General features: G+C 67.5%; 21 protein-coding genes. 15 read left to right on the top strand and 6 right to left on the bottom strand.

What is annotated here, in order from left to right:
- Window positions 1–74: 74 nt before the first annotated feature.
- The 4 genes from IM708_RS03655 to sulP all read left to right on the top strand — a co-directional run bounded on the left by IM708_RS03655 (window position 75) and on the right by sulP (window position 3,839).
- Window positions 75–533: a YeeE/YedE thiosulfate transporter family protein gene (locus IM708_RS03655; protein WP_209424956.1), complete on the top strand. Its 459-nt coding sequence runs from the start codon at window positions 75–77 to the stop codon at window positions 531–533.
- Window positions 533–970, top strand: a complete 438-nt coding sequence (locus IM708_RS03650) for a DUF6691 family protein (RefSeq protein WP_209424955.1) — start codon at window positions 533–535, stop codon at window positions 968–970. The genes IM708_RS03655 and IM708_RS03650 overlap by 1 nt, the downstream gene beginning before the upstream one ends.
- Window positions 970–1,881 carry an MBL fold metallo-hydrolase gene (locus IM708_RS03645; protein ID WP_209424954.1) on the top strand — a complete coding sequence of 304 codons (912 nt, stop codon included), beginning with the start codon at window positions 970–972 and terminating at the stop codon, window positions 1,879–1,881. The genes IM708_RS03650 and IM708_RS03645 overlap by 1 nt, the downstream gene beginning before the upstream one ends.
- 152 nt (window positions 1,882–2,033) lie before the next feature.
- A complete protein-coding gene (gene sulP, locus IM708_RS03640) occupies window positions 2,034–3,839 on the top strand; it encodes a sulfate permease (protein WP_245242974.1) in 1,806 nt (601 codons plus the stop codon).
- A gap of 119 nt (window positions 3,840–3,958) precedes the next feature.
- On the opposite strand, the gene bchO is transcribed toward sulP, so the two are convergent.
- The 4 genes from bchO to crtA form a co-directional block, all read right to left on the bottom strand.
- Window positions 3,959–4,885 carry an alpha/beta fold hydrolase BchO gene (gene bchO, locus IM708_RS03635; protein ID WP_209424953.1) on the bottom strand — a complete coding sequence of 309 codons (927 nt, stop codon included), beginning with the start codon at window positions 4,883–4,885 and terminating at the stop codon, window positions 3,959–3,961.
- Window positions 4,886–4,888: 3 nt separating this feature from the next.
- The gene (locus tag IM708_RS03630) at window positions 4,889–6,565 is read right to left on the bottom strand and encodes a magnesium chelatase subunit D (protein ID WP_245242973.1); all 1,677 of its coding nucleotides are present in this window, start codon (window positions 6,563–6,565) and stop codon (window positions 4,889–4,891) included.
- 127 nt (window positions 6,566–6,692) lie between these two features.
- A complete protein-coding gene (bchI, locus tag IM708_RS03625; RefSeq protein WP_209424952.1) occupies window positions 6,693–7,694 on the bottom strand; it encodes a magnesium chelatase ATPase subunit I in 1,002 nt (333 codons plus the stop codon).
- Window positions 7,691–8,404 carry a spheroidene monooxygenase gene (gene crtA, locus IM708_RS03620; protein ID WP_209424951.1) on the bottom strand — a complete coding sequence of 238 codons (714 nt, stop codon included), beginning with the start codon at window positions 8,402–8,404 and terminating at the stop codon, window positions 7,691–7,693. The genes bchI and crtA overlap by 4 nt, the downstream gene beginning before the upstream one ends.
- 130 nt (window positions 8,405–8,534) lie before the next feature.
- On the opposite strand from crtA, the gene IM708_RS03615 reads away from it, so the two are divergent.
- The 3 genes from IM708_RS03615 to IM708_RS03605 all read left to right on the top strand — a co-directional run bounded on the left by IM708_RS03615 (window position 8,535) and on the right by IM708_RS03605 (window position 11,680).
- Complete coding sequence (locus tag IM708_RS03615) at window positions 8,535–10,103, top strand: phytoene desaturase (protein WP_348524937.1); 1,569 nt, start codon at window positions 8,535–8,537, stop codon at window positions 10,101–10,103.
- Window positions 10,100–11,140, top strand: a complete 1,041-nt coding sequence (gene crtB, locus IM708_RS03610) for a 15-cis-phytoene synthase (RefSeq protein ID WP_209424950.1) — start codon at window positions 10,100–10,102, stop codon at window positions 11,138–11,140. The genes IM708_RS03615 and crtB overlap by 4 nt, the downstream gene beginning before the upstream one ends.
- Before the next feature lie 81 nt (window positions 11,141–11,221).
- The gene (locus IM708_RS03605) at window positions 11,222–11,680 is read left to right on the top strand and encodes a TspO/MBR family protein (RefSeq protein WP_209424949.1); all 459 of its coding nucleotides are present in this window, start codon (window positions 11,222–11,224) and stop codon (window positions 11,678–11,680) included.
- On the opposite strand, the gene crtC is transcribed toward IM708_RS03605, so the two are convergent.
- Entirely contained in the window at window positions 11,681–12,517 is an 837-nt protein-coding gene (crtC, locus tag IM708_RS03600) for a carotenoid 1,2-hydratase (RefSeq protein WP_209424948.1), read from the bottom strand.
- A complete protein-coding gene (gene crtD / locus IM708_RS03595) occupies window positions 12,514–14,094 on the bottom strand; it encodes a 1-hydroxycarotenoid 3,4-desaturase CrtD (RefSeq protein WP_209424947.1) in 1,581 nt (526 codons plus the stop codon). The genes crtC and crtD overlap by 4 nt, the downstream gene beginning before the upstream one ends.
- A gap of 88 nt (window positions 14,095–14,182) precedes the next feature.
- On the opposite strand from crtD, the gene IM708_RS03590 reads away from it, so the two are divergent.
- From IM708_RS03590 to pufB, 8 genes are all read left to right on the top strand, one after another.
- Complete coding sequence (locus tag IM708_RS03590) at window positions 14,183–15,055, top strand: polyprenyl synthetase family protein (protein WP_209424946.1); 873 nt, start codon at window positions 14,183–14,185, stop codon at window positions 15,053–15,055.
- A gap of 36 nt (window positions 15,056–15,091) precedes the next feature.
- Window positions 15,092–16,210: a methyltransferase gene (locus IM708_RS03585; RefSeq protein ID WP_348524936.1), complete on the top strand. Its 1,119-nt coding sequence runs from the start codon at window positions 15,092–15,094 to the stop codon at window positions 16,208–16,210.
- A 100-nt stretch (window positions 16,211–16,310) separates the two neighbouring features.
- Window positions 16,311–17,261 (top strand): chlorophyll synthesis pathway protein BchC, encoded by a 951-nt coding sequence (gene bchC, locus IM708_RS03580; RefSeq protein WP_209424945.1) that lies wholly within the window; start codon window positions 16,311–16,313, stop codon window positions 17,259–17,261.
- Window position 17,262: 1 nt separating this feature from the next.
- Window positions 17,263–18,267 (top strand): chlorophyllide a reductase iron protein subunit X, encoded by a 1,005-nt coding sequence (locus tag IM708_RS03575; RefSeq protein ID WP_209424944.1) that lies wholly within the window; start codon window positions 17,263–17,265, stop codon window positions 18,265–18,267.
- Window positions 18,268–18,322: 55 nt separating this feature from the next.
- Complete coding sequence (gene bchY, locus IM708_RS03570; RefSeq protein ID WP_245242981.1) at window positions 18,323–19,843, top strand: chlorophyllide a reductase subunit Y; 1,521 nt, start codon at window positions 18,323–18,325, stop codon at window positions 19,841–19,843.
- Between the two features lie 127 nt (window positions 19,844–19,970).
- Window positions 19,971–21,428 (top strand): chlorophyllide a reductase subunit Z, encoded by a 1,458-nt coding sequence (gene bchZ / locus IM708_RS03565; RefSeq protein ID WP_209424942.1) that lies wholly within the window; start codon window positions 19,971–19,973, stop codon window positions 21,426–21,428.
- A 19-nt stretch (window positions 21,429–21,447) separates the two neighbouring features.
- Window positions 21,448–21,669 carry a cytochrome PufQ gene (gene pufQ, locus IM708_RS03560; RefSeq protein WP_209424941.1) on the top strand — a complete coding sequence of 74 codons (222 nt, stop codon included), beginning with the start codon at window positions 21,448–21,450 and terminating at the stop codon, window positions 21,667–21,669.
- Between the two features lie 129 nt (window positions 21,670–21,798).
- Window positions 21,799–21,948: a light-harvesting antenna LH1, beta subunit gene (gene pufB / locus IM708_RS03555; RefSeq protein WP_209425017.1), complete on the top strand. Its 150-nt coding sequence runs from the start codon at window positions 21,799–21,801 to the stop codon at window positions 21,946–21,948.
- Window positions 21,949–21,957: the final 9 nt, after the last annotated feature.

Here is a 21,957-nt window from a genome sequence, read left to right as displayed (position 1 = left end):
AGCCCTTGAACATATCATAAAATTGCAATATGTACGCTCCAACGTGAAACCACAGTAACGGAGATTGCTGCACCATGGGACCCATCACGCCCACAGAGTTCACCCCCTGGCTGTCGCTCGGCGGCGGCATCCTGATCGGGTTGAGCGCCGTCATGGTCATGGCGCTTTTCGGGCGCATCGCCGGCATTTCGGGCATCGCGCGCGGGGCGCTCTCCGTCCTGCTTCCGTCCGAGGGCGTGTCGCAGGACCGCGGCTGGCGCGTGGCCTTCGTCCTCGGGCTTCTGGCCGCACCCCTTGCGATGCTGCTTGTCGGCGCCCCGGTCGAGCAGACCGTCTCGGGCAACCTGTTCGGGATGATGATCGCGGGCCTTCTTGTCGGGGTCGGCACGGCCATCGGATCGGGCTGCACCTCGGGACACGGGGTCTGTGGCCTGGCGCGCCTGTCGCCCCGTTCGGCCGTGGCGGTCGTTACCTTCATGGTCGCCGCCGCCGCCACCGTCTTCATCCTTCGGCATGTACTGGGAGGGGCATGATGCGCAGTTTCCTAGGATTTCTTTCGGGCCTCGTCTTCGGCCTCGGCCTGGTCATCTCGGGCATGGCCAACCCGGCCAAGGTGCTGAACTTTCTTGACCTCGCCGGCGCCTGGGACCCCAGCCTGGCCTTCGTGATGGCCGGTGCGGCCGGTGTCACCTTCATCGGCTACCGCCTGGCCTGGCGGCAATCGGCGCCGGTGATGAGCGAAACATTCGACGTGCCGACGAGCACCACACTCGACCGGCCGCTGATCGCCGGCGCCGCGATCTTCGGCATCGGCTGGGGCATCGGCGGCTTCTGCCCGGGTCCGGCGTTGACCGCGCTGCCGCTGCTGGCGCCCGGCACCCTGGTCTTCGTGCCAGCGATGCTGTTCGGCCTCTGGTTCGGTGCGTACGCCAAGTCCCTTCCCATTTTGTCCCCGAAAGGAGCAAACTGATGAGCAAGCTCAAGGAACCCGTCGTTCGTTTCTCGCCCTCGAGCGGGCCGCAAAGCCCCGATGTCTGGGGCATCTACGAGCCCGACACCGGATCGATCCAGTATATCTGCGCGGACCCGAAGACGAAGAAGGCGGCGCTGATCGATGTCGTCTGGAACTTCGACCCCAAGCACGGCCGCACCAGCACCGAAAGCCTGGAACAGGTGCTCGACCTGGTGCGCGAAAACGGGCTCACGGTCGAATGGGTGCTCGACACCCACCCACATGCGGACCACCTGATGGCCTCGGCGCAACTGAAGGAACGGACCGGGGCGCCCGCCGCAATCGGCGCCAAAGTCCACGAGATCGCGGGCATCTGGGAAGAGATCTACAACACCCCCGGCGCCTACGACCCCGACCGGGACTTCGACCGCCTGTTCGCCGAGGGCGAGAGCTTCCGGATCGGCGATCTGGAGACGCGCGTGATGCTCTCGCCCGGCCACACGCTGGGGTCGATCACCTATGTCTGCGGCGACGCGGCCTTCGTGCATGACACGCTGATGAACCCTGATGCGGGCACCTCGCGCGCCGACTTTCCCGGCGGCGACGCCGAAACGCTGTGGGACTCGATCCAGGCGATCCTGGCGCTGCCGGGCAAGACGCGGCTTTTCGTCGGGCACGACTACGGCACCGAAACGCGCGACGAGCCGATGTGGGAGGCGACGGTGGCCGAGCACAAGGCCGGCAACATCCATGTCAAGGATGGCACGGAACGCGCCGAGTGGATCGACCGGCGCACGACGCGCGACAAGACCCTGTCGCTGCCGGATCGGATTTTCGCGGCACTTCAGATCAACCTCCGCGGCGGGCGTCTGCCGAAGGCCGAGGGCGACGGCCGGCACTACCTGAAAGTCCCGGTCAACCGTTTCTGATCCCGGGGCATCGGCGCCGGCATCGCCGGCGCCGGCGTCAACCCGGCGCGGCCGGTTGCGTCCCGGCCGCGCGCCCCCCTTGGGGCAAGACGCACGCAATGACCTGACCACCCGTTTCTCAACCGGCCGCGCCGCGCGGCGGAGTTCATGCCATGACTGACAGGATGAACGGCAAGGGGCGGGGTGTCCGCCGGTTCCTCCCGATCCTCGACTGGGGGCGGGACTACCGGTTTTCGACGCTGGCCGACGACCTGCTAGCCGCGGTGATCGTCACGATCATGCTGGTCCCGCAATCGCTTGCCTACGCGATGCTGGCGGGGCTGCCGCCGCAGGTCGGGCTTTACGCAAGCATCCTGCCGCTGGTGGCCTACGCCATCTTCGGGACCAGCCGGACTCTGGCGGTGGGGCCGGTGGCGGTGATCTCCTTGATGACGGCGGCGGCGGTTGGGCAGCTTGCCCTGACCACGGTCGAGGGGGCAATCGCCGCCTCGGCGGCGCTGGCGGCGCTTTCCGGTCTCATGTTGATGGCGATGGGGGTGCTGCGGCTGGGTTTTCTGGCCAACTTCCTCAGCCATCCGGTGATCGCGGGGTTCATCACCGCCTCGGGCCTGCTGATCGCCGTGTCCCAGTTGCGGCATATCCTCGGCATCGCGGGGGGCGGGCATACGCTGCCGGAGATGCTGGTCAGCCTGTCGGGCAACCTGGGGCAGACGAACCTGCCGACGCTGAAACTGGGACTTGCGACGCTTGGATTCCTCTTTGCCGCGCGCAGCCGGTTGAACCCGCTCCTGCGCCGCCTTGGCCTGCCGGCGCGCGCGGCCGACATCGCCACCAAGGTCGCGCCCATCGTTGCGGTCGTGGCGACCATCGCGGCGGCGGCGGGACTGGGGCTGGCGGATGCCGGCGTGCGGATCGTCGGCGAAATCCCCTCCGGCCTGCCGCCCTTCGGCCTGCCAACGTTCGATCCCGGCCTCTGGTTGCAGCTGGCCGGCGCGGCGCTTCTGCTCAGCGTGATCGGCTTTGTCGAATCGGTCTCGGTCGCGCAGACGCTGGCGGCAAAACGGCGCGAGCGGATCGACCCCGATCAGGAGCTTGTGGGCCTTGGCGCCTCGAACGTCGCGTCGGCGGTCAGCGGGGGGTTTCCCGTGACCGGTGGTTTCGCGCGCTCGGTGGTGAACTTCGACGCAGGCGCCCGCACCCCGGCCGCCGGCGCCTTCACGGCGGGGGGCATCGCGCTGGGGACGGTCTTCCTGACCCCGTGGCTTTTCTACCTGCCGCAGGCGACGCTGGCGGCGACCATCATCGTCGCCGTCCTGGGACTGGTGGACCTGGGGGTGCTGAAGCGGACCTGGAACTATTCGAAGGCCGATTTCGCCGCCGTCGCGGTGACGATTGCCCTGACCCTGGGACTGGGGGTGGAGGCGGGCGTTGTGGCCGGCGTCGCAGTCTCGCTCGCGCTGTTCCTCTACCGGACCAGCCGGCCGCACATGGCCGTCGTCGGCCTTGTGCCGGGCACCCAGCATTTCCGAAACATCCTGCGTCATGACGTGCGGACAAGCCCCCGACTCCTGAGCCTTCGCGTCGACGAGAGCCTCTATTTCGCCAATGCCCGCTACCTCGAGGATCGGCTCTACGACATGGTGGCGGCGCGACCGGAACTCGAACACGTCGTGCTGATGTGCCCGGCGGTGAACGAGATCGACGCAAGCGCGCTCGAAAGCCTCGAGGCGATCAACGAGCAACTCAAGACTATCGGCGTCGCCTTCCACCTGTCCGAGGTCAAGGGCCCGGTGATGGACCAGTTGAAACGCACCGACTTCCTGGACCATCTGAGCGGCCAGATCTTCCTGAGCCATTACCAGGCGATCGCAGCGCTCGATCCGTCCCTCCTCGACCGCCGGATCGCGCCCGGTTCCGCGGCATCGGACGATCCTTCGCAAGCGGATGATCCAGCCTAGGAAATCGGTCGGAATCAGAGTTAAGAAAAGGTTTCGATTTTTTCAAGTTTCTCATGATTTCAAATATTTAAGGTCCTTGTGCAACTTGCACACCCCCGCGCAGCCCCGGTAAATCCGCTTTACCCGGCGGTCGCGGAGCCGCCGGATGCCGTCCTGTCGTGCCTGTCGAGCGACGCGTGACCGTGGCTTCTGAGGAAGGGAAGCATTGCCGCCCCCACAACCTCGGGCGCTTCCTCGTGCGCCAAGTGACCAAGACCCGGCAGATCGACATGGACCCCCATCGGCAGACGGTCCGCTGCGCGTTTCGACACGTCCGGGGGGACGGCCAGATCGCCCGCGCCGGTAAGCAGCAGCACCGGGACGCGCATTTGCGGCAGACGCTCCAGCAGCGGGTCCAGATGCCAATCCGCCATCATGTTCAGTGTCGCCTCGACATGCCCCGGCGAGGTGAAAAGCCTCAGATAGCGGGAAAGCTCCGCCGGCAGCAGGGTCGAGCCGGTGGAGGCGATCAGCCCCTCGATCCGCGGCGGTTTCGAGGCGTAGCGCGTCACCATATGCGACACGAACGGGCTTAGCGTCATGGCGCGCGCCAGCTTGGGAAACAGCCAGCCCGCGAACCCGTCGAACGAACCCAGCGCAGCATTGATGCCCACGATGCAGGAGGCACCGCAAGGCATGACCTCGGACAGGCGAAACGCGATCGCCGCCCCGGCGGAATGCCCGATGATCGCGCGCGGCCGCCAACCCTGATCGGCACAAAGCGTGACCAGATCGTCGGCCATTTCATCCAAGCCAAACCGCGGCCGCCCCGCGCGGGTAAAGCCCTGACCGGGCAGGTCCGGTGCGATCAGCCTGTAGCCCGGCAAGTGCGGGCGCAGGCCGACCCAGCTGTGCGAAGACGCGCCCGCACCATGCAGCAGCAGGATGTCGGTCCCCTCGCCCGTGATCTGGACATGCCAGTCATGGGGCCGGCACAGCACCCGCCGCGACGCCGCGCGAAGCGGCCAGTCATGCGGCAAGCGGTCTGGAAGCGGGCGAAGCACCATCCGTCATGCGCCCATGAGCGCGCCAAGCGCGGCCGAAAGCTGCGGCGCGCGGGCCCTGGGAAGGGCAAGGCATTCGGACCCCATGGCTCTTGCAAGCGCGTCCAGCGCCGGTTGCGGGCGGACACCCGTGTCGATGACGATTGACCCCACGCCGCTTGCCGCGATGGCACGGGCGATGCGGGTCGCATCCGCGGCCGCAGCCTCTCGACCGGGGCGTCGGTCCAGCGAGATATTGGCGCGTCCGTCGGTAAGGACCGCGATGACCGGCGTCATGCCCTTGCTGCGCGCCTGCTGAGCCGCGGAAAGCGCGGTCTGAAGGCCGGCGGCCAGCGGCGTTCCCCCACCGCCCGGAAGCCCGGCAAGGCGGCGCTTGGCCTGAACCAGCGACCGGGTCGGCGGCAGCGTCAGGTCCGCCGTGTCGCCGCGAAAGGTGACCAGCGCCACGTGATCGCGCCGCGCATAGGCCTCGGCCAGCAGCAACTCGATTGCGCCCTTGGCCTCGGCCATTCGCGTCATCGCCTGGCTACCCGAGGTGTCGACGGCGAAGATCAGGACGCGCGTGCTGCGCTCCTCGTGGCGACGGATGCGCATGTCGCCGGGCAGGATCACAAGCCGGTCGCCACGCCGCATCGATTGGCGCAAGACCTGCCAAGGGGCAGCGGCGCGCAGGGTTGCGACAAGATCGATCCGCTGTCCGGAACCTGGCGTGCCACGCCGCGCCGGCAGCGGGCGTCCGCGCACGAAAGAGTTGTTGGCGCTCCCCGCGCCGGACCCCTGCGCGCGCATCGCTTTCGCGCCGCGAAGTCCGGCAAGCCGCGCCATCAGGTCGGGCGGAAGCGCGGCACGCGCGGCTTCGACAAGCGTTTCGTCTGGCAAGGCGTCCGGTTGGTCCTGTTCGGTCTCCGGCTCCGACCCCGTGGCCGGATCGGGGCGGGGGGGAGTTGGCTGCGCTTCATCCTCGCTGGGTGGCAGGGCGGTTGCGCGATGCGCGTAGACAAGTTCCGCGGCGGCGACCAGATCCTCCGGCGTGATCTGCGGATGTCCACGCCACGCGGCGGCGGCGCGCGCGCAGTTCAGCGCCAGCAGCGGCGCGCGCGCGCTGTCGATGCCAAGCTGTGCGGCGCTTTCCACCAGCCGATCGAGCGCGGACGGATCGTGCGGCAGCAGGGCGAGCCGTGCGCGCGCCGCGGCAAGGGCGGCTTCGGGCACAGCAAGCGGCGCCGTATCCGCCCAGGCAAGGCCGTCAAGCGACAGGAAAAGCCCCAGCCGGTCCGCGAGGGCCTGCGGCAGACCCTCCTCCGACCCGGCGCCTTCGTCCACCGCGATCAGGCAGGTGCGAGCGCGCCCTTCCGAGGGGATGCAATCCAGCGCCTGTCCAAGCCGCGCGGCCAGTCCGGCGGGACAGCGCTCGGCCATCGAAAGCAGAACCACCCCCCCGTCAGCCAATAGTCCGCGGGTGTGGACCGGTCGACCCGCGGCGAGCGTCCCGGCCAGATCAAGCCCACCGAAAAGCGCGGTGTCGTCGATGGCGGTATGTATCTTGCGGGGGCTCATTGGCGCGAGCGCGCCGGTCACCCGGTCGCGCAGTGGGCTGGCCCGCGCCCGCAGCCAAAGTCCCCCGAGCCTGCAGGGATCGACCATGAGCAGCGTCAGTGCCAGACGCACACGATCCCACGGCATGGGTTCGCCTGGCATGTGTTCAGGGGATGCCGCGGTTTCATCGAAGGGTGTCATGGTCGACAGTCGAATGGCGTTCCGCTGTCCGTCAGGTCACCGATCCGCGCCACGGGAATGCCGATTGCGCAGATCATGGCAGAACTTCGGTCAGATGTCGCGCCACACGCGCAGTTGATCCAGCCTCGTCCAACGGGTCGCGGCGCAGGCGATGGCGCAGCGCCGATGGCGCGACACGGCGAAGGTGGCCGCGGCTCACTTCATCGGCGCCCTCGTGCGCGGCGAGCGCGCGGGCGGCGCGAAGCAGCGTCAGTTCCCCCCGCAAGCCATCGGAACCAAGCGCGAGGCAGAGCGAGGCGCAATCGTGCAGTGCGACATTCGAGGCGCGCACCAGGGGCAGCGCGACCCGGGCGCGCAGGATCGCCTCGCGCAACGCCGCGTCCTGGCGCTGCCATTCCGCCATGAAGCCTTCATGATCTCTTTCCCAGGCGTCGCGGCGCTTGATGACCTCGATCCGGGTTTCGATGTCCTTGGGGCTGCTCACCTCGACCGACAGGCCGAAACGATCAAGCAGTTGCGGCCGCAGTTCACCTTCTTCTGGATTTCCCGAACCTACTAGGACAAAGCGCGCCGGGTGACGGATCGACAGCCCTTCACGCTCGACCAGGTTTTCGCCGGACTGGGCGACATCGAGCAGCAGATCGACGATGTGATCCTCCAGCAAGTTCACTTCGTCAATGTAGAGATAACCCCGGTTGGCGCGCGCCAGCAGTCCGGGCTGGAACGCCTTTTCACCGCGGGTCAGGGCGCGTTCGATATCCAGTGCGCCGGTGACACGGTCTTCGGTGACGCCAAGGGGCAGGTCGATGATCGGTGTCGGCCGTGTCGTCATGCGCTTGTCGGTGACAGACGCCCAGTCGGGGCAGTCCTCGGGGCGTGCGGAGTTGACGGGGCAACCTTCAACCGCCTCGATCGGCGGAAGAAGTGCTGCCAACGCCCGCACCGCGGTCGACTTGCCGGTGCCGCGATCGCCGAAGACCAGAACGCCGCCGATCCCGGGGTCGATCGCGGTCAGTATCAGCGCCAGCTTCATTTCGTCCTGACCGACGATTGCGGAGAAGGGGAACGGTGTCATGCAGCATCCTTGTCGTTGAGTCCCGCCAACCGGTGCGCCCCGGTCCAGCGCCCCTCGCATCCGACAAGGCGGAAGCGGGCGTAAAGTTCTTCGGTGAACCAGCCCTCATCGCGCACGGCGCGGATGGCTGAAGCGTGCGGGCCGGTACGGGCGAAATCAGCCATGCTGGCGCTGTCGGGCCAGACCGAGAACGTGACCTGATGCAGAAACGGCATCTCGCCGATCCCGATCTTGAACAGGACATTCGGATCCGCGCCGATGCGGGCGGAGATGTCGGGTGCGCGGTTCCAGAATCGAAGGGCGCGCGTCGGCTTTATCGTCGCACGGGTCAGCACCGCCAGCGGTCCCGGCGCAAGGTCGCGGGTCGAGGTGTCGAACGGGCGCTGCCCGGACCAGTGCCCACGCACATTCGTCGGCGTCAGATGGAAGGTCGCGGTTTCGCAGGCGCGGGTCCGCCAACGCCTGAAGGGTCCCGGACCGTCCAGCCCGGCCCGCGCGGCATCCTCGTCGCGCCAGACCGCGAAGATCGCCCAGACGGACCAGTTGGGGCGCGGGGTGAACCCTTCGCCGGTGCCCGAGCCGCAAAGCTTGAAGAATGACAGGCCAGGCAACGCGGCAAGACCCAGACGCGCGGTCGCCATCTGACCCAGCACCCAGATGCGGGTGCGCACGTCATCGAAGCGAAACAGGCTTAGCGTGACGGTCTGCATTCGGCTGCGACCTCCATTTGTCAACTAAAGTTGTCACATTATCTGCGCCGCCGCAACGTCAATCCTTTCAATTTGGCTTGACTACCTGCAATGATGTAAATCAGAATAGACACATCATCCGGGGATTCCAGTGACACCTGTCAACTCAGCGCCTTCATCTTCGCAATCGGATGCCATCGTGGTTGGCGCGGGGCTTGGCGGACTTGCCGCTGCAATGCGGCTGGGTGCGCGTGGTTGGCGTGTCACGGTCATCGATCGGCTGGATCGACCGGGCGGGCGCGCGTCCTCGATCAGGCAGGGCGGCTACCGCTTCGACCTGGGCCCCACGATCGTCACGGTCCCCGAAGGACTGCGGACCCTCTGGTCCGACTGTGGCCGCGATTTCGACGCCGATGTGGCGCTGAAACCGATGGATCCGTTCTATCGCATCCTGTGGGAGGACGGATCGACCTTCACGGCGCGACAGGATGCGGACGCGATGAAGGCCGAGGTGGCGCGGCTGTCACCTTCGGACATGGCGGGGTACGAGCGGTTTTTGCGGGATGCGAAGGACCGCTACGCCTTTGGGTATGAAGACCTGGGCCGGCGGCCGATGCATCGGATCTGGGATCTGATCAAGGCCCTGCCGCGCTTTGCATGGCTGCGCGCGGACCGATCGGTCCATGCGCATGCGGCGCGCCGGGTTCGCGATACCCGGCTCAGGTTCGCGATGTCGTTTCACCCGCTTTTCATCGGCGGGGACCCGTTTCGCGTCACGTCGATGTACAGTCTCGTCAGCCATCTGGAGGCCGCTTTCGGCGTTCATTACGCGATGGGCGGGGTGCAGGCCATCGCGGATGCGATGGTACGCATCGTGGAGGAACAGGGCGGCAGGGTGATTCTTGGCGCCGAGGTCGATGAGGTTCTGGTCGCCGGCGAGCGTGCCGCCGGGGTGCGGTTGCTCGACGGTCGGGTGATTCCAGCCGCCATCGTGATTTCCAATGCCGACGCCGGGTATACCTATGATCGATTGCTGCGCAAGCGGCGGCGGCGTCGCTGGACCACCGCGCGCCTCAAGCGCGCGCATTGGTCGATGGGACTTTTCGTCTGGTACTTTGGCACCAGGGGGACGGCGAAGATGTGGCCGGACGCCGGTCACCACAGCATTCTTGTCGGTCCCCGCTACCGGGAGCATGTGAAAGACATCTTCGTGCGCGGCCGTTTGTCCGAGGACATGAGCCTATACGTGCACCGCCCCTCGGTGACCGACCCGTCCGTCGCGCCGGCGGGCGATGACACCTTCTACGCCCTCAGCCCGGTGCCGCACCTGGGTCATGCCAACTCGGTCGACTGGGAGCAGGAGGCCGAAGCCTATCGGCAACGCATGCTGAAAGTGCTGGAGAAACGCCTGCTGCCGGGGCTTTCCGATCATCTCAGCGAAAGTCTGGTCTTCACGCCCCAGACCTTTCGGGATCGCTACCTGTCGCCGCATGGTTCCGGATTCTCGCTGGAGCCGCGCATCCTGCAGTCCGCCTGGTTCCGTCCGCACAACATATCGGAGGAACTGCCGGGGCTCTACCTGGTCGGCGCGGGCACGCATCCCGGTGCCGGACTGCCGGGTGTCATCGGAACCGCCGAAGTGCTGGCCAAGCTCGTCCCCGATCCGCCCGATACCTGGGCATCGGCGGCGCGCAACAGCGATCGATTGGCCGCAGAATGATCGCGCCTGCCGAACTTGCCCATTGCCGGGAGGCGATCCGCACCGGGTCGCTCTCTTTCCATGCGGCCTCGAAACTCTTGCCACGACATGTGCGCGACCCGGCCCTGGCCCTCTATGCCTTTTGCCGGCTGGCCGACGATGCGGTCGACGAGTTGACCGAAACTGACGAGGTATCGAAGGCACAGGCGGTCTTGCGCCTCGGCGAACGGCTCGACGATGTGTATGCCGGGCGTCCGTGGAATGCACCCGTCGACCGGGCGTTCGCGACCCTGGTGGCCGATTTCGAGCTGCCGCGCGCGCTGCCCGATGCGCTGCTCGAAGGGTTGGCCTGGGATGCGCAGAACCGGCGCTATGCGACACTGTCCGACGTTCAGGCCTACTCCGCGCGCGTTGCGGCGGCGGTGGGCGCGATGATGTGCGTGCTGATGCGGGTTCGTGATGCCGACCGGCTGGCGCGCGCCTGCGATCTGGGCGTGGCGATGCAACTGACCAACATCGCCCGCGATGTCGGCGAGGACGCGCGCGCCCGGCGGCTCTATCTTCCCCTGGATTGGATGAACGAAGCCGGCATCGACCCCGACCGCTTTCTCGACAATCCCCGCTTCTCGCCAGCCCTGGCCGATGTCGTGGGTCGATTGCTCGCACATGCGGATCGCCTCTATCTGCGGGCGGAACCCGGCATCGCCGACCTGCCGCTTTCCTGCCGTCCCGGTATCTTTGCCGCCCGACATGTCTACGCCGGTATCGGCAGTGCGCTGCGTCTGCAGGGATGCAACTCGATTGCAGGGCGGGCGCGCACCGGCAGGGGGCAGAAGCTTTTTTGGCTGGGCCTCTCGCTCGTTCGCAGCGCGGCGGCGCATCTCATGCCGCGTGCGGCCACATTGCACGCCCGCCCGTTGCCAGAGGTCGCGTTCCTCGTCGAAGCCGCCGCGCAGAATCACCGACCGCGCCGCGCCGGATCCGAAGCCGTGCTCGTCGCGCTGGAAGCCCTGCGCGCGCGGGACATGAGGGCCCGCAGGGACTTGCGAAGTTCTTGATCCGGCTGATCGGCGACAAGGCATTCAAAAGCGCCTGAATAGCGGCTAGCCTGCGACGCGCATTGCAAAGGGGCGGCCTGAATGGACTGGATCTTGTTTCTGACATTTGTTGCCGCCTGCGGCGCGGCGGCGGCGACCGGCGCCATGTTCAAGCCGGGTGAATGGTACGAGGGGCTCGACAAACCCGTCTGGACACCGCCCGGCTTCGTCTTTCCCCTGGTCTGGACGACGCTCTATCTGCTCATCGCCTATGCCGCGATGCGCGTTGCGCAACTGCCGGGCAGCGGGCAGGCGCTGGCGTTCTGGGCGCTGCAGATCGCGTTGAACACGCTCTGGTCGCCGGTGTTCTTCGGGCTCAGGCGCATGCGCACGGCGTTCATCGTGCTCTGCGCGCTCTGGCTGGCGGTGGCGCTGACGCTGGTTGCATTCTGGACGCTCGATCCAGTCGCGGGGCTTCTGTTTGCGCCCTATCTGCTTTGGGTCAGCATCGCGGGCGCGCTGAACCTGTCGGTCTGGCAGCGCAATCCGCAATACGCCTGATCAGAACCGCCATCCTGCGCGTCGCGGAACGCGCAGCGCGATCATCGGCTTGAGGAGGGACGAGGAAAAACGCCGCAGGTCCAACGCTTCATGGACGCCGGTGGTTTCCTCGCCGTCGATCCGCGTGCGCACCTGCGACCGGCAGTAGAACGGCGCATCCAGCATCGGCCGCACCTGATGCGGCGAAAAGCCGGGGTCCGAACGCGTCTCGCGCCGCACCGCCCAGAGACTGCGGCGAAAACGCTTCAGCGGCGGCGCCTCGATCGGCTCGATGCTTCCGTCGGGGGAAAAATGCAGCGCCGTAGCCAGTCTGCTGCCGTCGATCCGCGTGGCGTCGTAAAAGCAGGTGGCCCCGCCGCGATGCGGAAATCGCCCCCAGGTCCAGAAGCGGAAATCGGACTCGAGCGCTGCGGACCCGAAGTTCGCGTCGAAATACCCGTGTCCTTGCCAGCGATGGCCCTGGCTCAGATCGACCTCGACCCGTGCGATCGGCGCGAAGGGGCGCCAGGTGTGGCGACCGTCCGGGGTCAGCGGGACCGTTCGGTCGAACAGCGCCGTAGGCGTCAGGGTCACGCTGCCCCGAACTCGCGTTACCAGCGGCGGCGCGCCGATCTCGTCGACCTCGACGACCAGTTGCCGGCCGGTCCATTGCAGCGCGCTGGGGCCGACCTGCAGGCGGTCGCGCGACTGGCGCAGTGCGTCTGCGCCGCGGTCGGTCATGGTGAATCGCCCGCCGGGGCCGTAGGTGGCGACATTGATGCAAACATGGTTCTGCGGGCTGCGCCGCCCCGACCATCGATACCACGGCGAAAAGACCGAACCGATGAAGCCGATCACCGAAAGCGCGCGGGTGCCGTCGTCGCTGATCGCGTCAAGATACCACCAGGCGTAGCCGTCTGGCGCAACGTCGATACTGAAGTCCGGTCCGAAAGCGCCGCCGCCGCCGCATGCATTCCGGACAATGCCGCCATCGGCACGCCCGCCCCTGGATGCGCCCCGCCCCCCGCCAGATAAAGTCCCGTGATACGAGTCCGCGCTGTCGGGCGCAGAAAGGGTGCAAGCGTGCCGTGCGGGCTGCGGCCGTAGAGTGACCCCTGGCTGCCCGGAAACAGGCTCGCGAACTCGGCCGGCGTCGTGAGGTTGGCAGCTGTCGGTATCGGCGTGAAGGTCAGACCGAAGCGGGACAATCGGTCGAATGTCGGTGTCAGGCATGTCGCGGCCTCTGCGTGGGGATCAGCGTGCGAATCAGGGGAACAGGCGGGCGCGTTCAGGATGAACTGGAAGCGTTCCATTCCGGCGGCCTCGGCCGGAGCCGCGCGATCCTGCGCACAGATGTAGATGGTCGGCATCACCGGGGCCTGGTTCCGCGCAAGGGGGACAAATTCATCCCGCGCGTCGTCTGCAAGAAGCAGGTTGTGGTGCAACAGCGGCAGGCCCGAGACCTTGGCGGCAAAGGTCCAGACCCGCGCGGAAAGCGCGCGCGGCGTGGTCGCGGCGCGGCCGACGGCGCGCTGGGCTCCTGCGCCAAGCAGGCCCGCGCGCAACGCTTCGGGGTCGCCGTTGAAAACGGCCTGCCGGCACGCGATCCGGCGCCCGTCAGCCAGAATCAGGCCCGAGAGCGTGTCGCCCGACACCTCGAAACGGGCGACCGGCGTACCGAGGCAAAGCCTTCCGCCCAGCTGTACGAACAACGCGGCGAGAGCTTGCGCGAGGCTGCTCATCCCGCCTTTTACGGCCCAGACGCCCGCCGCCTCGGCCCGCCAGATCAGGCCCAGCACTGCCGGCGTGCGCGACGGAATGCCGCCGACATAGGTCGCGTAGCGGCCGAAGAGCTGGCGCAGGCGTGGCTCCGTGAACCGGGCGCGCAAAAGGCCCTCCAGCGTGCGGCCCGGCGCGATCAGTGGCCAGATCCCGGGACGCGTCAGTGATCTGTAGGCTGCCGCCAGGGCATCGGGTCGTGCCGCGCGCATCATCGGCGCCTCGAAGGCGTCAAGGGCGGCGCCCATGAGCGTATCGAATGCGAGAAACTCCCGCGCGGCGCTCGCTCCGAATGCGTCACCGATCGCCTCGGCGCTTTGGGCGCTGTCGGAATGCAGGTCCAGTTGCGGGCCGCCGCGCCACCAGTGCCGGGCCAGTATCGGCTGGGGGATCAGGGTCACGTGATCGTCCAGCCTTTCACCGGCGGCATCGAACAGCGCCTCGAAGACCGGGCGCATCGTCAGGACCGTGGGGCCCGCGTCAACCGGCCCTGCCGGGCTGGATACGGCGCGCATCTTCCCGCCGGGCCAGTCGTGACGATCAAGAAGCATCACATCGGCGCCCGCGGCAGCCAAGCGGACCGCCGCCGCCAGCCCGCCGATGCCGGCACCAATGACCGCAATTTCCGCGCGGTGGTCTGCCTGAGACGCGTTCATCTGACGATACTTGACTTGACAGACCGAGATGTCCAGTATGATTTACACATGCAGTGTAATAAATTATGTACATAACTGGGGCGCGCCCATGGATCTTTCCCGACGTATCGAAGCGGCAATGGTTTCAGCCATCGAGAGGGCGCAGGCGGCGGGGCCGGCGCGTCTGGCGCACGCCCTGAACTATGCGGTCGTGCCGGGCGGCGCGCGCATACGGCCGACGATCTGTCTGTCGGTGGCGATTGCCTGCGGCGACGACCGGCCGGCGCTGGCCGATGCGGCGGCCGCGGCGTTGGAGATCATCCACTGTGCCAGCCTCGTCCATGACGACCTGCCCGCATTCGACAATGCCGACTTCCGGCGCGGCAAGCCGACGGTACACCTCGCCTACTCCGAACCGCTTGCGGTCCTGACCGGCGACGCGCTGATCATCGCCGCGTTCGAGACGGTTGCCCGCGCGGCGTCGGACGAATCGCCCGCGGACGCCCTGCGCGCGCTATCGCTCACGCGGCTTCTCGCGCATCACGCCGGTATGCCGCATGGAATCTGTGCGGGCCAAGGGTGGGAAAGCGAGAAAACGGTCGATCTGCGCGCCTATCACCGGTCGAAAACCGCGGCGCTGTTCATGGCCGCGACCAAGATGGGCGCGGCGGCCTCCGGGCAGGACCCCGAGCCCTGGGAAGAACTCGGCGCGCGTATCGGCGAGGCGTTCCAGGTGGCCGACGATCTGCGCGACGCGCTTTACGACGCCGACACGCTGGGAAAACCGGTGGGGCAGGATGTGGCGCTTGCCCGCCCCTCGGCGGTGCAGGAATTGGGAGTGCAGGGCGCGATTCGCCGACTGCGCGACATCCTGTCCGGTGCCATCGCCTCGATCCCGTCCTGCCCTGGTGAGGCGCAACTCGCCGCGATGGTGCGACTGCACGCCGAGCGCATGACGCCGGTTGCGCCGGTGCGAACGTGAGGTCGGGCGCGCCGGTCCTGGGGAAGGATTCCAGGGGTGGCGACAAGCGATGACCTGATCCCGCCCGGACCGGGCTGGGCGAATCGGCTGGCGGGCTCGCGCCGGTTCCAGGCCTGGGCGGCGCGTGTGCCTCTCCTGCGCCGGCTGGTCCGGGCAGAAGGCGCGGCGATTTTCGATATCATGCAGGGTTTCGTGCGCAGCCAGGTCCTGATGGCGCTGGTCGAACTGCGCCTGATGCACATGCTGGCCGAGGGGCCGGGCAATGCCGCCGGGTTGTCCGTGCGCTGCGGCGTGCCCGTGGCGCGATTGTCCGTCCTGCTGCAGGCGGGTGCGGCGCTGGGCCTGTTGCGGCGGCGGGGCGCGCGCTATGCGCTTTCGCGGCGGGGCGCGGCGTTTCTCGCCGTGCCGGGGCTCGAGGAAATGGTCCGCCATCATCGCGTGCTCTACGCAGATCTGTCCGATCCGCAGGCCTTCTTCCGCGGTGAAACCGATCCGGCGCTGGCGCGGTTCTGGCCTTATGTTCTGGGCGGCGGCGGCGATGCCGAGGCCGCGGCGCGCTATTCCCGGCTCATGGCCGACAGCCAGGCGCTGGTGGCCGAAGAAACATTGGCGCAGGTCTCGCTGCGCGGACATCGGCACCTGATGGATGTCGGGGGCGGCACGGGCGCCTTTCTGCGCGCGGTGCGGGGGCGTGCACCGGATCTTCAGCTCACGCTCTTCGATTTGCCGGAAGTGGTGGCGCAGGCGGCATTGCCGGGCGATGTCGCGCGGCGGGGCGGCAGCTTCCGGCAGGGCATCCCCGACGTGGGCGCCGACGTCATTTCCCTGGTGCGCGTCCTTTACGATCATGATGACGCGACGGCCGCGGCGCTGCTGCGCGCCGTGGCCCAGGCGCTACCGCCCGGTGGTCGATTGATTCTGTCCGAGCCGATGTCGGGCGGCGCGCGACCGGACCCGCAGGTCGATGTGTACTTTTCGGTTTACACTCTGGCGATGCGCACCGGCCGCACCCGCTCGGCGGTCGACATCGCCGGCATGCTATCCGATGCGCAGTTCCGGAACATCCGTATCCTCCGCAGTTACAGGACTTTTGTGACTTGCGTCGTCATGGCAACGGCGTCCGCAGGCCACCGTATCAGATCAGTTGAAGAATAACTGTCCACATATGTTGACAGATTAAAATGTAAGCTTAGAATGACAGAAACTGCCCAAGGCGCCAAACGTGCGCGGATTGGCGGGACAAGGGGGGCATGCGGTGCAGACCAGAGCGATCTTACTTTCCAGCCCACGGAAGCTCGCCCTCGGTCATGTCGCGCTGCAGGCGCCCGGACCGCGCGACCTGGTCGTAAGGATCAGCCATTCCGGCATTTCCACAGGCACCGAAAAGCTTTTCTGGACCGGCCAGATGGCGCCGTTTCCGGGGATGGGCTATCCGCTGGTTCCCGGCTATGAAGCCGCGGGCGAGATAATCGAAGCCGGTGCGGAGGCGGGTTACAAGCCGGGCGAGCGGGTGTTTGTGCCCGGCGCGAACTGTTTCGTCGGCACCGATGGGGGGCCGGTTCATGGCCTTTTCGGCGGTGCGGCGCAGGTCCTGGTCACCGATGCAACCAGGGTCACCCGGATCGATCGCGCACTTGGGGCCGAGGGCGCCTTGCTCGCACTGGCCGCGACGGCGCGCCACGCGCTGGCGGATCCCCGCTCGCAACCGCCCGAACTGATCGTCGGGCATGGCGTGTTGGGCCGGTTGCTGGCGCGTCTGACGCTGGCCGCCGGCGCGCCCCCGCCCGTGGTCTGGGACATCGATCCTGCGCGCCGCGACGGGGCGCAGGGCTACACCGTGATCCACCCGGATGACGACCCGCGGCGCGATTACGCGACGATCTATGACGCCTCGGGCGCCGATGGCCTGCTGAATACGCTGATCGGGCGCCTGACGCGGGGCGGTGAGGTCGTGCTGGCGGGTTTCTACACCCAACCCGTCAGCTTTGCCTTCCCGCCGGCCTTCATGAAGGAAGCGAGGCTGCGCATCGCGGCCGAATGGGCCCCGGAAGACCTGCTGGCGACCCGCAAACTCATCGAATCCGGGGCGCTGTCGCTTGCCGGACTGATCACGCACCGACAGCCGGTCGAGGCCGCCGTCGATGCCTACACGGTCGCCTTCAACGACCCGCGTTGCCTGAAAATGATCCTGGAATGGGAAAGCTGACATGACTCTCGACGTGCCGAACCTCAAGGATTTCGACCAGCGACTGCGCGACGAGGCCGCAGAAGACCCGACGCTGGAGGTGCCGGCGGACCCGCCCACGAAGAAGACCCAGATCATCGCGATCTACGGCAAGGGCGGGATCGGCAAGTCCTTCACCCTGGCCAACCTGAGCCACATGATGGCCGAGCGCGGCAAGCGCGTGCTGCTGATCGGCTGCGACCCGAAATCCGATACCACGAGTCTGCTGTTCGGCGGCAAGGCCTGCCCGACGATCATCGAAACCTCGACCCGCAAGAAGCTGGCGGGCGAGGAAGTGAAGATCGGCGATGTCTGCTTCAAGAGCGGCGGCGTCTTCGCGATGGAACTTGGCGGGCCCGAGGTCGGCCGCGGCTGCGGCGGCCGCGGCATCATCCACGGCTTTGAGCTGCTGGAAAAACTCGGGTTCCACGACTGGGACTTCGACTATGTGCTTCTGGACTTCCTGGGCGACGTGGTCTGCGGCGGCTTCGGCCTGCCGATCGCGCGCGACATGGCGCAGAAGGTCATCGTTGTCGCCTCGAACGATCTGCAAAGCCTTTACGTGGCGAACAATGTCTGCTCGGCGGTCGAGTACTTCCGCAAGCTGGGCGGCAACGTCGGCGTCGCGGGGCTGGTCATCAACAAGGATGACGGCACCGGCGAGGCCGCGGCATTCGCTGCCGAGGTCAAGATCCCGATCCTGGCCGCGATCCCGGCGGACGAGGATTTGCGCAAGAAATCCGCAAATTACCAGATCGTCGGCACCGATGCCGGGCGCTGGGGCGGGCTTTTCGCCGAACTGGCCGAGAACGTCGCCGAAGCGCCGCCGCTGCGCCCGACACCGCTGACCCAGGACGGGCTGCTGGGGCTTTTCGACAGCAAGCACACCGGCGGCGACGTGGTCCTGATGCCCGCGAGCGATGCCGACATGCGCGGCAAGTACGCCGCGCCGAAGAAGTCGCTGGAGGTGGTGTACGACGATGTCTGATCGCGCCGGATACGAGGTTGGCTACGATGCCGCCGGCCAGGTGACCATCGAACGGATGGACGAGCCGTCAGTGCCGGTACCGCAGGTCGATGCGGGCACGGATGGCGCCGGTTGCCACGCGCCGGCGGCGCAGATGGCGGCCGCGGCGCGGGCGGCCGGCAAGGGCGACGTGCTGGAGCAGTTCGCCAGGGACTATCCGCGCGGGCCGCATGACAAGCCGGAATCGATGTGCCCGGCCTTCGGCAGCCTGCGCGTGGGCCTTCGGATGCGGCGGGTGGCGACGGTGCTGTCGGGCTCGGCCTGCTGCGTTTATGGACTGACCTTCGTGAGCCATTTCTACGGTGCGCGGCGGTCGGTGGGATACGTCCCGTTCAACTCCGAAACGCTGGTCACCGGCAAGCTCTTCGAGGATATCCGCGAATCGGTCCACGAGCTTGCCGATCCCGCGCGCTACGACGCCATCGTGGTGACCAACCTCTGCGTGCCCGCCGCCAGCGGCGTGCCGCTGCGGCTGTTGCCCAGGGAAATCAACGGTGTGCGGATCGTCGGGATCGACGTGCCGGGCTTCGGCGTGCCGACCCATGCCGAGGCCAAGGACGTACTTTCCGGCGCGATGCTGGCCTACGCGCGCGCCGAGGTCGAGGCAGGCCCGGTGCCGGCGCCGGTCTCGGGGCGCGCGGATCGTCCGACGGTGACGCTGCTGGGCGAGATGTTCCCGGCCGATCCGATGATGATCGGGGCGATGCTGGCGCCGATGGGGCTGGCGGCGGGGCCGGTGGTGCCGGTGCGCGAGTGGCGCGAGCTTTACGCGGCGCTCGATGGCGTCGCGGTGGCGGCGGTGCATCCGTTCTACGCGGCCTCGATCCGCGAGTTCCAGGCGGCCGGGCGGTCGGTGCTGGGATCGGCGCCGGTGGGCATCGACGGGACCGCGGCGTGGCTGGCGGGGATCGGTGAACTGCTTGGAATCGCAAAGGAAAAGGTCGCGGCGTCACAGAACGCGTTTCTGCCGGCGATCCGGGGGGCGCTGGGGCAGGTACCGATCAAGGGCCGTATCACGCTGTCGGGCTACGAGGGGTCGGAGCTGCTGGTGGCGCGCCTGCTGATCGAGAGCGGCGCGGAAATCCCCTATGTGGGAACGGCCTGCGCGCGCTCGCCCTGGTCCGATGCGGACCGCGAATGGCTGGAGGCGAAGGGCGTGAAGGTCAAGTTCCGCGCCTCGCTCGCCGACGATCTGGGCGCGATGGAGGCGGTGAAACCGGACCTGGCCATCGGCACGACGCCGGTCGTGCAGCAGGCAAAACAACTCGCGATTCCAGCGCTTTACTTCACCAACCTGATCTCGGCCCGGCCGCTGATGGGTCCCGCCGGCGCCGGCAGTCTGGGCGAGGTGGTCAACGCGGCCATCGCCGGGAAGGCGCGGATGGACAGCATGCGCGACTTCTTCGAAGGGGTCGGCGCGGGCGACACGGCGGGGGTCTGGGAGGGCGATCCGAACCTGCGCCCGGACTTCCGGGCGGCGCATCAGAAGAAGCTCGACAAGGCCGCGAAGGCGCGCAAGGCGGAGGAGATGATCTGATGCCCGGAACCCCGAAAATTCCCTGCCAGAAAGCGTATGGCAAGCGTATGGCAAGCGTATGGCGTACGTATGGCAGCCGCCACGCGCAACACCCCCGCCGCGCCGCCGCCTGTCACGCAGGTGCGCCATGCTGATCCAGGATCACGACCGGGCCGGCGGCTACTGGGGAGCGGTCTATGCCTTCTGCGCCGTCAAGGGATTGCAGGTGGTAATCGACGGGCCGGTGGGCTGCGAGAACCTGCCGGTGACCTCGGTCCTGCACTACACCGACGCGTTGCCGCCGCACGAGTTGCCCATCGTCGTCACGGGCCTGGGCGAGGACGAGATGAGTTCGGGCACCGAGGCCTCGATGTCGCGCGCGTGGAAGACGCTCGACCCCGCGTTGCCGGCGGTCGTGGTGACCGGGTCCATCGCCGAGATGATCGGCGGTGGCGTGACGCCGCAGGGCACCAACATCCAGCGCTTTCTGCCGCGCACCATCGACGAGGATCAGTGGCAGGCCGCGGACCGGGCGATGACCTGGATCTTCACCGAATTCGGCATGACAAAGGGCCGGATGCCGCGCGAGAAGACGCGCGAGGAGGGCGCCAAGCCCCGCGTCAACATCCTGGGTCCGATGTATGGCGTCTTCAACATGCCCTCGGACCTGGCCGAGATCCGCCGGCTGGTCGAAGGGATCGGCGCCGAGGTCAACATGGTGCTGCCGCTGGGCGCGCATCTGGCCGAGATGCGCGATCTGGTCAACGCCGATGTCAATGTCGTCATGTATCGCGAATTCGGACGCGGCCTGGCCGAGGTGCTGGGCAAGCCCTACTTGCAGGCGCCAATCGGCATGGACTCGACCACGCGCTTCCTGCGCACGCTGGGCGAGATGCTGGGGCTCGACCCCGAGCCGTTCATCGCGCGCGAAAAGCATTCGACGCTGAAACCCGTCTGGGACCTGTGGCGGTCGGTCACGCAGGACTTCTTTGCGACGGCCAGTTTCGCCGTCGTCGCCAACGAGACCTACGCGCGCGGCTTGCGCAACTATCTGGAAAGCGACCTGGGCCTGCCCTGCGCGCTGGCCACCGCCCGCGTCGCCGGCACCAAGACCAACAACGAGGCGGTGCGCGCGACCCTGCACGCCAAGCGCCCGCTGATCGTCTTCGGCTCGATCAACGAGAAGATGTACCTGGCCGAGATGAAGGGCGGCTACGGTCCCGCGCCCGCGTTCATCCCTGCAGGTTTTCCGGGTGCTGCCATCCGGCGCGCGACGGGCACGCCCTTCATGGGCTACGCCGGCGCGGTCTATGCGCTGCAGGAGGTCTGCAATGGCCTCTTCGATGCGCTTTTCCACATCCTGCCCTTGGGCAGCGAGATGGACAGCGCGCAGGCCACCCCCGCGACGCTGCGCCGCGATTTCCCCTGGGACAGCGATGCCCAGGCCGAGCTTGACCGCATCGTCGCCGAACATCCGATCCTGACCCGCATTTCCGCCGCGCGAACCTTGCGCGATGCGGCCGAGAGGGCCGCGCTGGAAGCCGGCGCCGAGCGCGTGGTCAGGGAAACCGTTCTGGCGCTGCGACCTGCAGCGCCCGGAAGCTGAGGAGAGGGAGAGAGAGATCATGGCCGACTTCACCGTCAACTCGCCGCGCCCGCGGCACGTGCGGACCGGAAAGTGGGAGTACCGGATCTGGTTCGCGCTGATCTTTGCCGCGGCGCTGCCGTTCGCGCTGGCCTTCTGGGCCTGGGCCGCGCTGCGCGATGGCCGGATGCCGGCGCAGGGGCCGATCGCCCGCGCCCGCGCCGAGGCGCACATGATCGCGCCGACGATCCTGCGCGGCTGACGGCGCGCTGCAGAAATTCCTCCGGGCGCCAAGACGCGGCGGGCGGAGAAATCGGTGGCGGGGCATCCCGTCACGTCACTGACCCGGCCGCAGGGCGTGCGGCAACAGTCTGACGATCCGGAGGAGAGTATGGCTGAAAGAACAGACCTGTCGTTCACAGGTCTCACCGACGAGCAGGCACAGGAACTGCACTCGGTTTACATGAGCGGTCTCTGGCTGTTCTCGGCGGTGGCAATCGTTGCCCACCTTGCCGTGTTCATCTGGCGGCCGTGGTTCTGAAAGGGAAAG

It is taken from the genome of Pararhodobacter sp. SW119, from assembly GCF_017811755.1.
Taxonomy (GTDB): domain Bacteria; phylum Pseudomonadota; class Alphaproteobacteria; order Rhodobacterales; family Rhodobacteraceae; genus Pararhodobacter.
The sequence above is the reverse complement of the archived record's forward strand: the minus strand, read 5'-3'. Positions and strand labels throughout refer to the sequence as shown.

What these genes read in the sequence shown, in the direction of transcription:
- crtB (WP_209424950.1), top strand. Translation starts at nt 10,100, where the DNA reads ATGATCGCGCCTGCCGAACTTGCCCATTGCCGGGAGGCGATCCGCACC.
- IM708_RS03645 (WP_209424954.1), top strand. Translation starts at nt 970, where the DNA reads ATGAGCAAGCTCAAGGAACCCGTCGTTCGTTTCTCGCCCTCGAGCGGG.
- bchI (WP_209424952.1), bottom strand. Translation starts at nt 7,694, where the DNA reads ATGACACCGTTCCCCTTCTCCGCAATCGTCGGTCAGGACGAAATGAAG.
- crtD (WP_209424947.1), bottom strand. Translation starts at nt 14,094, where the DNA reads ATGAACGCGTCTCAGGCAGACCACCGCGCGGAAATTGCGGTCATTGGT.
- IM708_RS03650 (WP_209424955.1), top strand. Translation starts at nt 533, where the DNA reads ATGCGCAGTTTCCTAGGATTTCTTTCGGGCCTCGTCTTCGGCCTCGGC.
- IM708_RS03605 (WP_209424949.1), top strand. Translation starts at nt 11,222, where the DNA reads ATGGACTGGATCTTGTTTCTGACATTTGTTGCCGCCTGCGGCGCGGCG.
- sulP (WP_245242974.1), top strand. Translation starts at nt 2,034, where the DNA reads ATGACTGACAGGATGAACGGCAAGGGGCGGGGTGTCCGCCGGTTCCTC.
- bchO (WP_209424953.1), bottom strand. Translation starts at nt 4,885, where the DNA reads ATGGTGCTTCGCCCGCTTCCAGACCGCTTGCCGCATGACTGGCCGCTT.
- bchZ (WP_209424942.1), top strand. Translation starts at nt 19,971, where the DNA reads ATGCTGATCCAGGATCACGACCGGGCCGGCGGCTACTGGGGAGCGGTC.
- IM708_RS03655 (WP_209424956.1), top strand. Translation starts at nt 75, where the DNA reads ATGGGACCCATCACGCCCACAGAGTTCACCCCCTGGCTGTCGCTCGGC.
- pufB (WP_209425017.1), top strand. Translation starts at nt 21,799, where the DNA reads ATGGCTGAAAGAACAGACCTGTCGTTCACAGGTCTCACCGACGAGCAG.
- bchY (WP_245242981.1), top strand. Translation starts at nt 18,323, where the DNA reads ATGGACGAGCCGTCAGTGCCGGTACCGCAGGTCGATGCGGGCACGGAT.
- IM708_RS03575 (WP_209424944.1), top strand. Translation starts at nt 17,263, where the DNA reads ATGACTCTCGACGTGCCGAACCTCAAGGATTTCGACCAGCGACTGCGC.
- pufQ (WP_209424941.1), top strand. Translation starts at nt 21,448, where the DNA reads ATGGCCGACTTCACCGTCAACTCGCCGCGCCCGCGGCACGTGCGGACC.
- crtA (WP_209424951.1), bottom strand. Translation starts at nt 8,404, where the DNA reads ATGCAGACCGTCACGCTAAGCCTGTTTCGCTTCGATGACGTGCGCACC.
- IM708_RS03590 (WP_209424946.1), top strand. Translation starts at nt 14,183, where the DNA reads ATGGATCTTTCCCGACGTATCGAAGCGGCAATGGTTTCAGCCATCGAG.
- IM708_RS03630 (WP_245242973.1), bottom strand. Translation starts at nt 6,565, where the DNA reads ATGCCGTGGGATCGTGTGCGTCTGGCACTGACGCTGCTCATGGTCGAT.